This window comes from Leucobacter iarius (assembly GCF_039530105.1).
Taxonomy (GTDB): Bacteria; Actinomycetota; Actinomycetes; order Actinomycetales; family Microbacteriaceae; genus Leucobacter; species Leucobacter iarius.
This window is the reverse complement of record NZ_BAAAOB010000002.1, coordinates 278,834-292,850: the sequence shown is the minus strand read 5'-3', so window position 1 is coordinate 292,850 and position 14,017 is coordinate 278,834. Positions and strand designations below refer to the sequence as shown.

Annotated in this window: 11 protein-coding genes; 7 read left to right on the top strand and 4 right to left on the bottom strand. The window is 70.4% G+C overall.

What is annotated here, in order from left to right; all coding sequences use genetic code 11:
* Window positions 1–39 precede the first annotated feature (39 nt).
* On the top strand, window positions 40–1,263 hold the full coding sequence (locus ABD169_RS10670; protein WP_344032109.1) for an alkaline phosphatase family protein: 1,224 nt from the start codon (window positions 40–42) through the stop codon (window positions 1,261–1,263).
* Between the two features lie 58 nt (window positions 1,264–1,321).
* Here the strand turns inward: ABD169_RS10670 and sepH are convergent, their stop codons facing one another.
* Entirely contained in the window at window positions 1,322–2,494 is a 1,173-nt protein-coding gene (gene sepH, locus ABD169_RS10665; RefSeq protein WP_344032107.1) for a septation protein SepH, read from the bottom strand.
* Between the two features lie 254 nt (window positions 2,495–2,748).
* Between sepH and ABD169_RS10660 the strand changes: the two genes are divergently transcribed.
* Window positions 2,749–3,039, top strand: coding sequence for a DUF4193 domain-containing protein (locus tag ABD169_RS10660; RefSeq protein ID WP_046455082.1), 291 nt, complete (start codon window positions 2,749–2,751; stop codon window positions 3,037–3,039).
* 75 nt (window positions 3,040–3,114) lie between these two features.
* Here the strand turns inward: ABD169_RS10660 and ABD169_RS10655 are convergent, their stop codons facing one another.
* Window positions 3,115–3,567, bottom strand: coding sequence for a DUF3093 domain-containing protein (locus ABD169_RS10655; RefSeq protein ID WP_231580830.1), 453 nt, complete (start codon window positions 3,565–3,567; stop codon window positions 3,115–3,117).
* 42 nt (window positions 3,568–3,609) lie between these two features.
* Here ABD169_RS10655 and dut point away from each other — a divergent pair, with 42 nt between their 5' ends.
* The 5 genes from dut (at window position 3,610) to dxs (ending at window position 10,420) form a co-directional block, all read left to right on the top strand.
* Window positions 3,610–4,050, top strand: a complete 441-nt coding sequence (gene dut, locus ABD169_RS10650; protein WP_046455080.1) for a dUTP diphosphatase — start codon at window positions 3,610–3,612, stop codon at window positions 4,048–4,050.
* 70 nt (window positions 4,051–4,120) lie between these two features.
* Window positions 4,121–4,786 carry a DUF3710 domain-containing protein gene (locus tag ABD169_RS10645; RefSeq protein ID WP_046455079.1) on the top strand — a complete coding sequence of 222 codons (666 nt, stop codon included), beginning with the start codon at window positions 4,121–4,123 and terminating at the stop codon, window positions 4,784–4,786.
* Window positions 4,783–5,568 (top strand): DUF3159 domain-containing protein, encoded by a 786-nt coding sequence (locus tag ABD169_RS10640; RefSeq protein WP_344032104.1) that lies wholly within the window; start codon window positions 4,783–4,785, stop codon window positions 5,566–5,568. The genes ABD169_RS10645 and ABD169_RS10640 overlap by 4 nt, the downstream gene beginning before the upstream one ends.
* Before the next feature lie 152 nt (window positions 5,569–5,720).
* Window positions 5,721–8,393: an aconitate hydratase AcnA gene (gene acnA / locus ABD169_RS10635; RefSeq protein ID WP_344032102.1), complete on the top strand. Its 2,673-nt coding sequence runs from the start codon at window positions 5,721–5,723 to the stop codon at window positions 8,391–8,393.
* 110 nt (window positions 8,394–8,503) lie between these two features.
* The gene (dxs, locus tag ABD169_RS10630; protein WP_344032100.1) at window positions 8,504–10,420 is read left to right on the top strand and encodes a 1-deoxy-D-xylulose-5-phosphate synthase; all 1,917 of its coding nucleotides are present in this window, start codon (window positions 8,504–8,506) and stop codon (window positions 10,418–10,420) included.
* Window positions 10,421–10,610: 190 nt separating this feature from the next.
* Here the strand turns inward: dxs and ABD169_RS10625 are convergent, their stop codons facing one another.
* Together ABD169_RS10625 and ABD169_RS10620 are read right to left on the bottom strand one after the other, a co-directional pair.
* A complete protein-coding gene (locus ABD169_RS10625; protein ID WP_344032098.1) occupies window positions 10,611–12,746 on the bottom strand; it encodes a 3-hydroxyacyl-CoA dehydrogenase NAD-binding domain-containing protein in 2,136 nt (711 codons plus the stop codon).
* A 6-nt stretch (window positions 12,747–12,752) separates the two neighbouring features.
* Window positions 12,753–13,955, bottom strand: coding sequence for a thiolase family protein (locus ABD169_RS10620; protein ID WP_046455074.1), 1,203 nt, complete (start codon window positions 13,953–13,955; stop codon window positions 12,753–12,755).
* Between the last annotated feature and the right edge of the window lie 62 nt (window positions 13,956–14,017).

Below are 14,017 nucleotides of genomic sequence, written 5' to 3'. Positions count from 1 at the left end.
TGCAGGCTGGGCGCGCATCGCGCGGATACGATGGTGGTCATGCTACCGACGCCCACCGACAACGGCGCGAGGCTGGCCGCGATTCTCCCAACCGGGTTGGCCTGTCTGGCCCCCGCGCTGGGATCCACGGCCGCCGACGCGCTCGATCTCGCCTTCGCCGGGGCCCCGGTGCCCGACGGGGATCCCGCTCCGCTGCCGGGGCTTCCGGAGCTGCGCTCGCTGGTGCTGATCGTGGTCGACGGGCTCGGCCATGCCAACCTGCAGGAGCGGGCGGGGCACGCGCGCACGATCCTGTCGATGCCCGGTCGACGGATCGAGACGGTCGCGCCGTCGACCACGGGCGCCGCCCTCACCACGCTCACCACGGGGCGCCTGCCCGGGAGCCACGGGCTCATCGGATACCGGATCCGGCACCCCGAGCTCGGGCTGGTCACGACGCTCCGCGATTGGGACGGCATCGAGCCGATCCGATCCTGGCAGCGCGCCGAACCGCTGTTCGGCCTCGCCGGTCGGATGGGCGCGCGGCCGCTCGCGATCGGCCGGCCTGCGCACGCCGACGGCGGTCTCACGAGCGCGATCCTGTCGGACGCCGAGTACCTCGGCGGTCAGCGCATCGAGGACCGCTTCGCCCTCGCGTCCCAGGCGGTGCGCGGACCCGATCCGGTCCTCGCGTACCTCTACATCGACGAGCTCGACAAGGCCGGCCACGAGCAGGGCTGGGGGAGCGACGCCTGGTTGGCGCGCCTCGAACAGTTCGACGCCGCGCTCGATGGGTTCCTGCGCGGGCTCCCCGGCGGCGTCGGCGTCGTGCTCACCGCCGACCACGGCATGGTCGACGTGCCGCAGCACGGGCAGATCGTGCTCGACGAGGACCCGATCCCCGGGGTCGCGCTGATCGGCGGCGAACCGCGGTTCCGCTCCCTGTATCTCGAGGACGGCGCCGACCCGGAGTCCGTCGCCCGCGAGGTCGAGTCCCGGCTCGGCAAGCTGGCCTGGGTCGGCACGCGCGACGCGGCGATCGCCGACGGCTGGTTCGGCGAGACCGGCGCCGACGTCGTGCCGCGGCTCGGCGAGGTGCTGGTCGCGGCGCGCAAGCAGGTGGCGTTCACGCTGCGGGGCGACGATCCGCGCGCGCTCGCCATGGTCGGCCAGCACGGCAGCCTGAGCGCCGAGGAGCGGGGGATCCCGCTGCGGCTCGGCGGTGCGCTGGCGGGCAGCGGATTCGCGAGCGCGCTCGCGCGCGTCGCCGACCGGGTGCGCTGAGCCCTCCGGGGACTCCGAGGTCCTCTGCCGAGCCGGAGCGCCGGACGGGTCGCGGCCGCTAGGCCGGATCGTCCTCGCTGCGGGTACCGAACAGGATGTCGTCCCAGCTCGGGATCGATGCGCGGCGCTTGCGCGATCCCTGACGGCCCTGGTCGTCGGCGGATGCGGTTTCCGACGGGCTCGCCTCGGGGGCCTTCGGAGCCTCCGCGGGAGCGGAGGGCTCGCGATCCGTCACCGGAGTCAGCCCGCGCACCGTCGCGAGACGCTCCGTCGGGGCCGCGTCGCGGGGAGCCTCGGGCTCGTGCGCGGGAGCCGGGCCCGTCTCCTCGGCGGTGTCCGCGGCCTGCTGGGCGCTCTCGCGCAGGGCCTGGTCGCGCTCGCCCCGGCGGCGGCGCAGGGCATCGAGCAGGTCGGCGGTCTGCCCGAGGTCGGTCAGCTCCGGCTGCGGGGTGTTGATGGCGCGCTGGTCGATGCCGCGGCGGCGCTCGTACTCCGCCTCCGGATCCAGCGGGGCCTTCTCTGCTTCGACGGGCTGCTCGGGCTCGGCGGGCGACTCCGGCGCCTCGACCTGCTCGCCGGCGAAAGCCTCCGCGTCGAAGCGTCCGGTCGTCCCGGCCTCGCCGGAATCGACCGCGCGGAGCTTCGGGATCAGTCGGTCGCCCACGTCGCCCTGCTTCGAGAGCGACACGGCGTCGGGGGTGAGCGGGGCGAGGATCTGCTTGCGGTGCTCGAACGACCACACCGCGCGGTGCTCGACGTCGTGCGAGATGAACTCGAGGGCGATCATCCAGCCGGCCTCCTCGTCGCGCCAGGAGCTCCATTCGGGGATCTCCGCGCTCAGCGCGATGAGGCGTTCGCCGATGACCGCGCCGAAGCGTTCGGGCTCGTCGACGGACTCGTCCTGGCCGACGCGTACCGGGTCGGTGCGCACGGGAACCGCCTGGGCGCGCTCGAGGATGTAGCGGCGCTCGGCGAGGACGGGCTCCTCGTAGCGCTCGATGACCTCCTCTTCGACACCGACGGTCTCGGCGACCTCGGAGCGGGACTTGCCTGCTCGGATCAGCGACTGGATCTCGCGGGGGTTGACCCGGGGGCCGGAGCGGGCCTTGCGCCCGAGGTGACGGAGCTCGGCGAGCACGGTGTCGTCGACGACCAGGCGAAACTCCTCGCCGCTCTCGGACGCGACGACGAGCGACTGCTCGTCGCGTCGGACCAGGCGCAGTTCTTCCATCGGTTCTTCCTCCCGCTGATTCGCCCACCAGAGTGGCATGCTCCGGGCCGGGATACGCGGATTGACGCGGGCGGGTGGGAAATTCGCGGGCGAGTCGATGGGGTGGCGGCGGTCTCGGAGCGCTCCGGAGCGGTTCCGGATCAGCTTCCAGCGAACTCACGGGGGCCGCGGTTTGCGTTCCTTCGCCGTGTGGGGCAGACTATCGCCGCCGAATGGATCACACGTCGCGCAACCGACGGGAGTAGCAGGAGAGAATGGCCACCGATTACGACGCACCGCGCAAGTCCGAAGAAGAGTCCGATTCGATCGAGGCTCTGAAGGAACGCGGCCCGGCAAAGGGCGCGTCGGGTATCGACTCCGAGGACGCCGACAACCCCAGCTTCGACCTGGGCGGGTCCGATCTGTCCGATGTCGAGCTCGACGTGGTCGTGCTTCCTCAGCAGGACGACGAGTTCACCTGCGTGAACTGCTTCCTGGTGCGCCACCGCTCGCAGATGGATCACGAGACCGATCTCGGTCCGATCTGCGCGGAGTGCGCACGATAGACGCGCCAGCCGAACGAAAGAGAGCGCCGCTCCCGTCGAGGACGGGGGCGGCGCTCTCTTTCGTTCGCGCGGGGTTCAGGACTTGCCGAGCGCTTTCGCGAGTCGTTCGGGGTGGCGGGTGGTCAGGATCCACGAGGGGGCCGGATCCTGGGGGTCGGTGATCGCGATGCGCACGCCGCGGTGGATCCAGCCGCGGATGACGAGGTGCGTGCGCGCGTCCAGGCCGGGCCCGATGGCGGTGCGCAGCGCGTCGGCGCCGAGCGATTCGACGTCGCCGAGGAACTCGACGGGGATGCGCGCGCGACCCGCGGTGAGCATGCCGTCTCGGACCGTGATGGTGGGGCTCAGCAGCACGAGCGTGCCGGCGATGATCAGGTAGAGCAGGATCGCGACCGGCAGCGCCAGCGTCTTGTCGATGGGGGTGACGACGAGCGTCACCGCCGGGATCAGCAGCAGGAGGACCCCCAGGAGCGCCGGCGTGGGCCAGAGTCGTTCGTGGTAGCTGGGGGAGGCCTGCGTCTGCGTCATGCTCTCCATTATCGCGGGTCCGGATCCGGTAGCCTGTCCGGTGTGATCGATCCCCTTGAGATTCCCATCCGTGCCGAGCAGATTCCGAGCTACGCGATGCCCGGCGATGCGGGTGCCGACCTGCGCAGCACCGAGTCGGTGCTGCTGGCTCCCGGGGAGCGCAGGCTCGTGGGCACGGGCGTCTCGATCGCCCTCCCGGAGGGCTTCGCGGCGTTCGTGATGCCGCGCAGCGGACTCGCGGCCAAGCACGGCGTCACCGTCGTCAACGCGCCCGGAACGGTCGATGCCGGCTACCGCGGCGAGATCAAGGTGGCCCTGCTCAACACCGACCGCAGTTCGGCGTTCCAGGTCGAGTCGGGCGATCGGATCGCCCAGCTCGTCGTGATGCCGGTGGTCCGTGCGGAGTTCGTCGCGGTCGACGAGCTCCCCGAGAGTTCGCGCGGCGCGGGCGGCTTCGGCTCGACCGGCGTGCGCGACGCCTGACGGTTCCCGACCCGGCGCGTCCCGTGCGGCGCGCCGAACGTTCTTCCCCAACAGAAAGACCAGAGACACCATGAGCGACGAGACTCCCCAGAACGAGTCGAACCGGAACGCCGACGAGCTGGAGCTCCACGAACCGGCGGCACCGGAGGTCGACGACGCGAAGTCGGCGCCGGTCGACCGCGAGACCGCGGGGCCCTACGACGCCAGCGAGGTGCCGGCCATGCGCCCCTACGTGGATCTCGGCGGCATCAAGGTCGCTCCGCGCGAGGGCCTGCAGCTCCGGCTCGAGGTCGACGAGCGCGCGCAGCGCGTGGTCGCGGTGTCGCTCGAGTACGCCGATTCGCTCCTGCAGGTGCAGGCGTTCTCCGCGCCGAAGACGACCGGCCTGTGGCACGAGGTGCGTACCGAGATCGCTCAGCAGCTCGGCTCGCAGGGCGCTGAGGTCGCGCACGAGGACGGCGACCTCGGACCCGAGCTCCTCGTCCGCAGCGCGGGTACGAACGAGCAGGAGGTCCGGCTGGCCCGGTTCGTCGGTGTCGACGGCCCCCGTTGGTTGCTGCGCGGTGTGATCATGGGTCGCGCTGCGTCGGATGCCGAGGCGAAGGCGCAGATCGTCGAACTGTTCCGCGAGCTCGTGGTGGTGCGCGGCGACGATCCGATGCCCCCGAGTGAACTGCTCGAGCTCAAGGTTCCCGCGGGGCTCGCCCAGGGCGAGGCCGGGGTGCAGCAGGCGTGACCGAGCGCGATCCCCGCGAGGGCGCCGACGCGCCGGACGCGACCGGGGTTCCGGAGGCGACCGAGTCCGGTCCGGGGCGGCTGCGGGTCGGCGGTGCGCTGGGGCGCACGGTCGAGGCCGGGCTCAGCGGCGAGGCGGTCTCGGCGAGCGGTGTGCTCGCGGCGATCGGCGGCTGGCGCGGCATCGCGGAGGCGCTGCTGCCGGGGGTGCTGTTCCTCGCGATCTTCGTGTGGACTCGGGATCCGCGCCTCTCGGCGATCGCCCCCGCGTTGCTCGCGGTGATCGCGATCGTGGTCCGCCTGCTGCGCAAGGAGCCGCTCACCGCGGCGTTCTCGGGCGCGATCGGCGTCGCCATCTGCGTGGTCGTGACGCTCATCTCGGGCCGGGGGCAGGACTTCTTCCTCCCGGGCTTCTGGATCAACGGCGCGTGGTCCGTCGGGCTCACGATCTCGCTGCTCGTCGGGTGGCCGCTGCTCGGCTTCGCCGCGGGCGCGCTGACGGGGGATCTGACGGGCTGGCGCAAGCAGCGCGCTCTGCGGCGCGCGGCGACGCTCTGCACGCTGCTGTGGCTCGCGATGTTCGTGCTGCGCCTGGCCGTGCAGCTCCCGCTCTACGCGAGCGCCCAGGTCGAGGCGCTCGGTGCGGCGCGGCTGGTCATGGGGACCCCGCTGTTCGCCCTGGTCGTGCTGTTCTCCTGGCTCGTGCTGAGCCGGGTCACCCGTGCGACCCAATCATCCGATGAATCGCCCGCGATCGACACGCCGAACGCGTCGGGCCAATGACGGTTCCGCCCAGCAAAATCAGCTAGAATTATCTCGACGTCAAGACAAATCGCTGACGTTCACGCCGGCTGCGCCTCTCGAGATGCGAACCGCTCCGAAGGGGTGCAGACTGGTGGCAGCAGCAGCACCCTGACTCACGAAGGAGAGCGGCCATGGCAGCAGTCAACAGTTTCGGGGCCCAGAGCACCCTGACCGTCGGTGGCACGGATTACCAGATCTACCGCATCGACAAGGTTCCCGGACACGAGCGGCTGCCCTACAGCCTCAAGGTCCTCCTGGAGAACCTCCTCCGCACCGAGGACGGTGCGAACGTCACCAAGCAGCACGTCGAGGCGCTCGGCAGCTGGGACCCCAACGCCCAGCCCGACACCGAGATCCAGTTCACGCCCGCGCGCGTGATCATGCAGGACTTCACCGGCGTGCCCTGCATCGTCGACCTCGCCACCATGCGCGAGGCCATGGCCGACCTCGGCGGCGACCCGCAGCGCATCAACCCGCTCGCACCGGCCGAGCTCGTCATCGACCACTCGGTCATCTCCGACGTGTACGGCAGCGCCGGCGCCTTCGACAAGAACGTCGAGATCGAGTACCAGCGCAACGGCGAGCGCTACCAGTTCCTCCGCTGGGGCCAGGGCGCCTTCGACGACTTCAAGGTCGTCCCGCCCGGGACCGGCATCGTGCACCAGGTCAACATCGAGTACCTGGCGCGCGTCACCTTCACCCGCGAGATCGACGGCGTGCTCAACGCCTACCCCGACACCTGCGTCGGCACCGACTCGCACACCACCATGGAGAACGGTCTCGGCGTGCTCGGCTGGGGCGTCGGCGGCATCGAGGCCGAGGCCGCGATGCTCGGCCAGCCGATCTCGATGCTGATCCCGCGCGTCGTCGGGTTCAAGCTGTCGGGCCAGATCCCGGCGGGCGTCACCGCGACCGACGTGGTGCTGACCATCACCCAGATGCTGCGCAAGCACGGCGTCGTGGGCAAGTTCGTCGAGTTCTACGGCGAGGGTGTCGGCTCCGTGCCGCTCGCCAACCGCGCCACCATCGGCAACATGAGCCCCGAGTTCGGTTCGACCGCCGCGATCTTCCCGATCGACGACGTGACGCTCGACTACCTGCGCCTCACCGGCCGCCCGGACGAGCAGATCGACCTGGTCAAGGCGTACGCGCAGACCCAGGGCATGTGGCACGATCCGGCGCACGAGCCCGAGTTCAGCGAGTACCTCGAGCTCGACCTCTCGACCGTCGTCGCCTCGATCGCCGGCCCGAAGCGTCCCCAGGACCGCATCGAGCTGACCAGCGCCAAGGAGCAGTTCGAGCGCGACCTGCAGAACTACGCGCAGGCGGCCAACCCCGCCAAGGTGAAGGACGCGAACGGTACCGAGTACACGATCGATCACGGCGCGGTCACCCTCGCCTCGATCACCTCGTGCACCAACACCTCGAACCCTTCGGTCATGCTCGCCGCCGGCGTGCTGGCCCGCAACGCGAACGCGCGCGGCCTCAAGGCGAAGCCGTGGGTCAAGACCACGCTCGCACCGGGCTCGAAGGTCGTCACCGACTACTACGAGAAGTCCGGCCTCACCTCGCACCTCGAGGAGCTGGGCTTCTACCTGGTCGGCTACGGCTGCGTGACCTGCATCGGCAACTCGGGCCCCCTGAACGAAGAGGTCTCGGCCGCGGTCAACGAGAACGACCTCGCCGTCACCGCGGTGCTCTCGGGCAACCGCAACTTCGAGGGCCGCATCAACCCCGACATCAAGATGAACTACCTCGCGAGCCCGCCGCTCGTGATCGCGTACGCGCTCGCCGGTTCGATGGACTTCGACTTCGAGAACGAGCCCCTCGGGCAGGACGCCGACGGCAACGACGTCTACCTGCGCGAGATCTGGCCCGACCCGGTCGAGGTGCAGAAGATCGCCGACTCGTCGATCGACTCCGGCATGTTCACCGAGAAGTACGCGAGCGTCTTCGACGGCGACCAGCGCTGGACCTCGCTGCCGACGCCCGACGGCGACGTGTTCGAGTGGGACGCCAAGTCGACCTACGTGCGCAAGCCCCCGTACTTCGACGGCATGCCCGCGACCCCGGCTCCGGTCTCCGACATCTCAGGCGCCCGCGTGCTCGCCAAGCTGGGCGATTCGGTCACCACCGACCACATCAGCCCGGCCGGCAACATCAAGGCCGAGACCCCCGCCGGCAAGTACCTGCAGGAGAACGGGATCGCCCCGCGCGACTTCAACTCCTACGGCTCGCGCCGCGGCAACCACGAGGTCATGATCCGCGGCACCTTCGCGAACATCCGCCTGCGCAACCAGCTCCTCGACAACGTGGAGGGCGGCTTCACCCGCGACTTCACGCAGGAGGGCGCACCGCAGTCCTACATCTACGACGCGTCGCAGAACTACCAGGCGGCGGGAATCCCGCTCGTGGTGCTCGGCGGCAAGGAGTACGGTTCGGGCTCGTCGCGCGACTGGGCGGCGAAGGGCACCAGCCTCCTCGGCGTCAAGGCGGTCATCACCGAGAGCTTCGAGCGTATCCACCGGTCGAACCTCATCGGCATGGGCGTGCTGCCGCTGCAGTTCCCGGCCGGCGAGAACGCCGATTCGCTGGGTCTCGACGGCACCGAGTCCTTCGACATCTCGGGCGTCACCGAGCTGAACGAGGGCCGCACGCCGCGCACCGTCCACGTCACCGCGACGCACGAGAACGGCACCGTCACCGAGTTCGACGCGGTCGTCCGCATCGACACCCCGGGCGAGGCCGACTACTACCGCAACGGCGGCATCCTGCAGTACGTGCTGCGCTCGCTCGCAGCCTAAGGATCGCACGTCACCACGAGGGGCTCCGGCGCATGCCGGGGCCCCTCGCGGCGTTCAGTAGACTGATGGGATGCATCGGCCGCGCGCCGAGCGGATCGGAGGCGTGACGGGTGGCGATCCTGGATCGAATCGACGGCCCCGGCGATCTGGCCGGGCTGAGCCTCGAGGAGTGCAAGCAGCTCGCCGCCGAGATCCGTGAGTTCCTCATCGCAGAGGTCTCGAAGACCGGCGGGCACCTGGGGCCGAATCTCGGCGTCGTCGAGCTCACCATCGCCCTGCACCGCACCTTCGAATCGCCGAAGGATCCCATCGTCTTCGACACGGGCCATCAGAGCTACGTGCACAAACTGCTGACCGGTCGCAAGGACTTCTCGCGCCTGCGCAGCAGCGACGGCCTCGCCGGCTATCCGCAGCGCGGCGAATCCGAGCACGACATCGTCGAGAGCTCGCACGCGTCGAGCTCACTCAGCTGGGCCGACGGCATCTCGCGCGCCTTCGCGCGCACCGGGCAGCCGGACCGCTTCGTGATCGCCGTCGTCGGCGACGGGGCGCTCACGGGCGGCATGACCTGGGAAGCGCTCAACAACATCACCGACGACAACTCGCGCAACCTCGTCATCGTGATGAACGACAACGGGCGCTCCTACGCACCGACCATCGGCGGTATGGCCCGGTTCCTCAACTCCGTGCGCGTCACCGGCGGCTACCGCGATCTGCAGGAGGGCAGCGAGCGGCTGTTCGGGCGCTTCGGTGCGCCGGGCCGCACGGTCTACCGGGCGACTCGCGGCGCGATGCGCGGCTTCGTCAGCCGGGCATCGGGCAACCAGGATCTCTACAGCAACCTCGACATCAAGTACGTGGGCCCCGTCGACGGGCACGACCTGCCCGCACTCGAAGAGGCGATGCGGCAGGCGAAGGGCTACGGCCGTCCGACCCTCGTGCACGTGATCACCGAGAAGGGGCGCGGGTACGCTCCGGCCGAGAACGACGTAGCCGACCAGTTCCACTCGGTCGGGCAGATCGACCCGGGCAGCGGCGAGCCGCTCGAGGTCTCGTCCGGCCGCAGTTGGACGGGTGTGTTCCGGCAGCGGATCCTGCAGCTCGCGCGCGAGAACGATCGGATCATTGGGATCACGGCGGCCATGCTCAAGCCGACGGGCCTCGACGCGCTGGCCGAGGCGTTCCCGGAGCGGGTCATCGACGTCGGGATCGCCGAGCAGCACGCGGTGACGAGCGCCGCGGGGCTGGCCTACGGCGGCATGCACCCCGTCGTCGCGATCTACGCCACCTTCATGAACCGCGCCTTCGACCAGCTGCTGATGGACGTCGCGCTGCACCGGGCGGGCGTGACCTTCGTGCTCGATCGCGCGGGGATCACCGGACCCGACGGCGCGAGCCACAACGGGGTCTGGGATCTCGCCACCCTGCAGGTGGTCCCGGGCATCCGCATCTCGGCGCCGCGCGACGAGGAGCGGCTGAGCGAGCTGCTGGCCGAGGCGGTCGCCGTCGACGACGGTCCCACGGTGATCCGCTACCCGAAGGGCGCGGTCGGCGACGCGCTTCCGGCACTGCGACGCACCGAGGACGGCACCGACGTGCTGCGCGAGGATCCGGCGCGCGAGGACGGGACGCGCGACGTCCTGCTGGTGGGCGTCGGGCCGATGGCGCGCGTCGCCGGGGAAGCCGCAGAGCTGCTCGCCGCACAGGGCGTCTCGGCGACGGTGATCGATCCGCGCTGGGTGGTCCCCGTCGCCGAATCGGTGGTCGAGTTCGCGCGCGGGCATCGCCTGCTCGTCAGCATCGAGGACGGGATCCGCGTCGGCGGCATCGGCACCCGGATCCGGCAGGCGCTGCGCGACGCGGGCGTCGACACCGCGGTGAGCGAGCTCGGCACCCCGGACGAGTTCCCACCGCACGCGTCCCGCGGCGAACTGCTCGAAGCGGCGGGCCTCACGGCCGAGCGGATCGCGGCGGACGTCGTCGAGCAGGTCCGCGGCAATCGGATCCCGGTCGCACGCCCGGAGTAGGCACGCTTCGATCCCGTCATCCTGCGCGACGAAGGTCTGGTCCTCCTGCGCGACGAAGGTCTGGTCCTCCTGCGCGACGGAGGTCTGGTCCTCCTGCGCGACGGAGGAGTCGCAGGATCCCTACCGGGGTAGAGATCCTGCGACTCGCAAGCTCGCGCAGGATGACGGGGTCAGTCGGACTGCGGACGGCTCAGCGCGCGCCGGCGACCAGCGGGTCGTGGAAGGTCGCACCGAAGACGCGCTCGCTCGCACCCACCCGGTCGAGGTAGGGCGTCGCCCCGCCGGCCTGGAACGGCCAGCCGGCGCCCAGGATCAAGCACAGGTCGATGTCCTCCGCGGCGTGCACGACCTGCTCGTCGAGCATGATCTTGATCTCGCCGGCGAGCTCGTCCTCGACACGGCGCAGGATCTCCTCCTCGGAGACGGCGGTCTTGCCGAAGCTGAGCTGCTTCTTCGCCGCGCGGGAGAGGTCCTCGACCTTGCCGAATTTGTTCTTGACGAGCGGATCCTCGATGTCGGCCATCGCGTGCAGGTTCGGCGATGCGTAGAAGCGCTCGGGGAACGCCGCCACCATCGTGTCCTGCACGTGCGCCGCGACCTTCCAACCGACCAGGTCGATGAGCTCGAACGGACCCATCGGCAGACCGATCGGCGCGAGCGCCCGCTCGACGACGGGCAGCGGGGTGCCCTCGTCGAGCGCACGCGCAGCCTCGCCCATGACCTTGGCCAGGAGGCGGTTCACCACGAAGCCGGGGCGATCCGCGGTGATGACCGCGCTCTTGCCGAGCTTCTTCGCGACCGCCATCGCCGTGGCGAGGGTCTCGTCGTCGGTCGAGGGCACCTTCACGACCTCGACCAGGGGCATGACCGCGACCGGGTTGAAGAAGTGGAAGCCCACGAGGCGTTCGGGGTGCGCGAGGTTCGCGCCGATCTCCTCGACCGAGAGCGACGAGGTGTTGGTCGCGATGACCGCGGTCTCGGCGATGATCGGCTCGATCTCGGCGAACACCTGCTGCTTCACCGAGAGCTCCTCGAAGACAGCCTCGATGACCCAGTCGCAGTCCGCGAAGAGCGACTTGTCGGTCGTGCCGCTGACGAGCGCGCGCACCTGGTTCGCGTCGTCGGCGCCCAGGCGGCCCTTCTGCTCGAGCTTGTCGATCTCGCCGTTGATGTAGGCGAGCCCCTTGTCGACGCGCGACTGGTCGAGATCGGTGATGACGACGGGCACGCGCAGCTTGCGGGCGAAGAGCAGGGCGAACTGGCCGGCCATGAGGCCCGCGCCGATGACGCCGACCTTCTGCACCTTCTTGGCGAGCTCCTTCGGGGGAGCTCCCGCGGGCCGCTTCGCGCGCTTCTGCACGAGGTCGAACGCGTAGATGGACGCGTGGAACTGGTCGCCCGAGATGAGCTGCGCCAGCGCCTCGTCCTCGCGCTCGAATCCGCGCACCCGGTCGTTGTCCTTCGCCGCGCTGAGCAGGTCGAGCGCGATGTAGGGCGACTTCGCCGCGGTGCCGATGCGCGCCTTGAGCGTGTCGCGGGCGATCTTGATCGCCGCGGGCCACTTGGTGAGACGCTCGAGCTTGCCCGGCTCGTTCGGCCGCTCGACCTTCTCGGCGCCGGTGAGCACCGAGTCTGCCCAGAGGATCGACTGCTCGAGGAAGCTCGCGGGGCCGAACATGCGGTCGAAGAGTCCGGCCTCGAGCGCGTCCTTCGGCTTCATCATGCGGTTGTTCTTGAGCGGGTTCGAGACGATGATCTCGATCGCCTTCTCGATGCCGACGAGGTTGGGCACGATGGTCGCGCCGCCCCAACCGGGGATGATGCCGAGGAAGACCTCGGGGAAGGCGAGCGCCGCGGCGGACGAGTCGACGGTGCGGTAGTCGCAGTTGAGGGCGATCTCCATGGCGCCGCCGAGCGCGAGGCCGTTCACGAACGCGAACGAGGGCACGCCCACCTGGCCGAGCTTGCCGAGCACGTAGTGCCCGAACTGCGCCATGAGCCGTGCGTTCTGCTCGGTCGCGAGAGTGGAGACCTTCGAGAGGTCGGCGCCCGCCGCGAAGATGAACGGCTTGCCGGTCACGGCGACGGCCTGGATCTCGCCGGCCGCGGCGCGGGCCGCGAGGCCGTCGAGCACGGTGTTCAGCGCGTCCAGAGTCAGCGGCCCGAGCGTGTTGGGTCGGGTGTGGTCGCGTCCGTTGTCGAGCGTGATGAGCGCGAGGGCGCCGCCCGAGGGCAGCGCCACGTCGCGCACGAACGATTTGGTGACGACCTCGTCGGCCGAGGCCTCGAGGAGCGGGGAGAAGTCGATGGAGCGGTAATCGGTCATCTTCGGCTACTTGCCCTTCTTGCCGTCGTAGTTCGGGTTCTCCCAGATCGCGGTGCCGCCCTGGCCGAGGCCGACGCACATCGCGGTGACGCCGTAGCGCACATCGGGGCGCTGCTCGAACTGGCGGGCGAGCTGGATCATGAGGCGCACGCCGGACGCGGCGAGCGGGTGGCCGAGCGCGATCGCGCCGCCCCAGGGGTTCACGCGGGGATCGTCGTCGGCGATGCCGAAGTGGTCGGTGAACGAGAGCACCTGCACGGCGAAGGCCTCGTTCAGCTCGAACAGGCCGATGTCGTCGATGGTGAGGCCGGCGCGCTTCAGCGCCTTCTCGGTCGAGGGCACCGGGCCGAGACCCATGACCTCGGGCTGCACGCCCGCGAAGCCGAAGCCGACGAGCCGCATCTTGGCGGGGAGGCCGAGCTCCTTCGCGGTGTCGGCGCCCGCGAGCAGCGAGACGGTCGCGCCGTCGGTGAGGGGGGAGGCGTTGCCCGCGGTGACGCGCCCGTGCGGACGGAACGGCGTCTTGAGCGTGGCGAGACCCTCCATGGTGGTCGCGGGGCGGCGGCCCTCGTCCTCCGTGGCGAGACCCCAGCCGGCTGCGCTGCGCAGCGCGACGGGGATCAGGTCGGGCTGGATATCGCCGCGGTCGTAGGCGGCCTGCACCTTGTGCTGGCTCAGCATGCCGAAGCGATCCGCGCGCTCCTTGGTGAGCGCGGGGAACCGGTCGTGCAGGCGCTCGGCCGTGACGCCCATGTTCAGCGCGTCGGGGCTGACGAGTCGCTCCGAGACGAAGCGCGGGTTCGGATCGGCGTCGAGGCCGATCGGGTGCCGGCCCATGTGCTCCACGCCGCCGGCGATCGCCAGGTCGTACTGGCCCGAGCCGATCGCCGCGCCCATGAACGAGGCGACGGTGAGCGCGCCGGCGCACATGCGGTCGAGCGCGAAACCGGGCACCGTGACCGGGATCCCGGCGAGCATCGACACGGTGCGGCCGAGGGTGAGCCCCTGGTCGCCCTGCTGCGTGGTCGCGGCGATCCCCACGTCGTCGATGCGGTCGAGGGGGAGGTTCGGGTTCCGTGCGATCAGGCCCTGCAGCGCCTTGACCGCGAGGTCATCGGCCCGCGTACCCCAGTACATGCCCTTCTCGCCCGCGCGCCCGAACGGGGTGCGGACTCCGTCGACGAAAACAACGTCTCTCATTGCGGCCACTCTGCCTCCATCAAATGGGTGTGATGTGATCACTCACCATCCTAGGAAGTCGGCGGCACGGG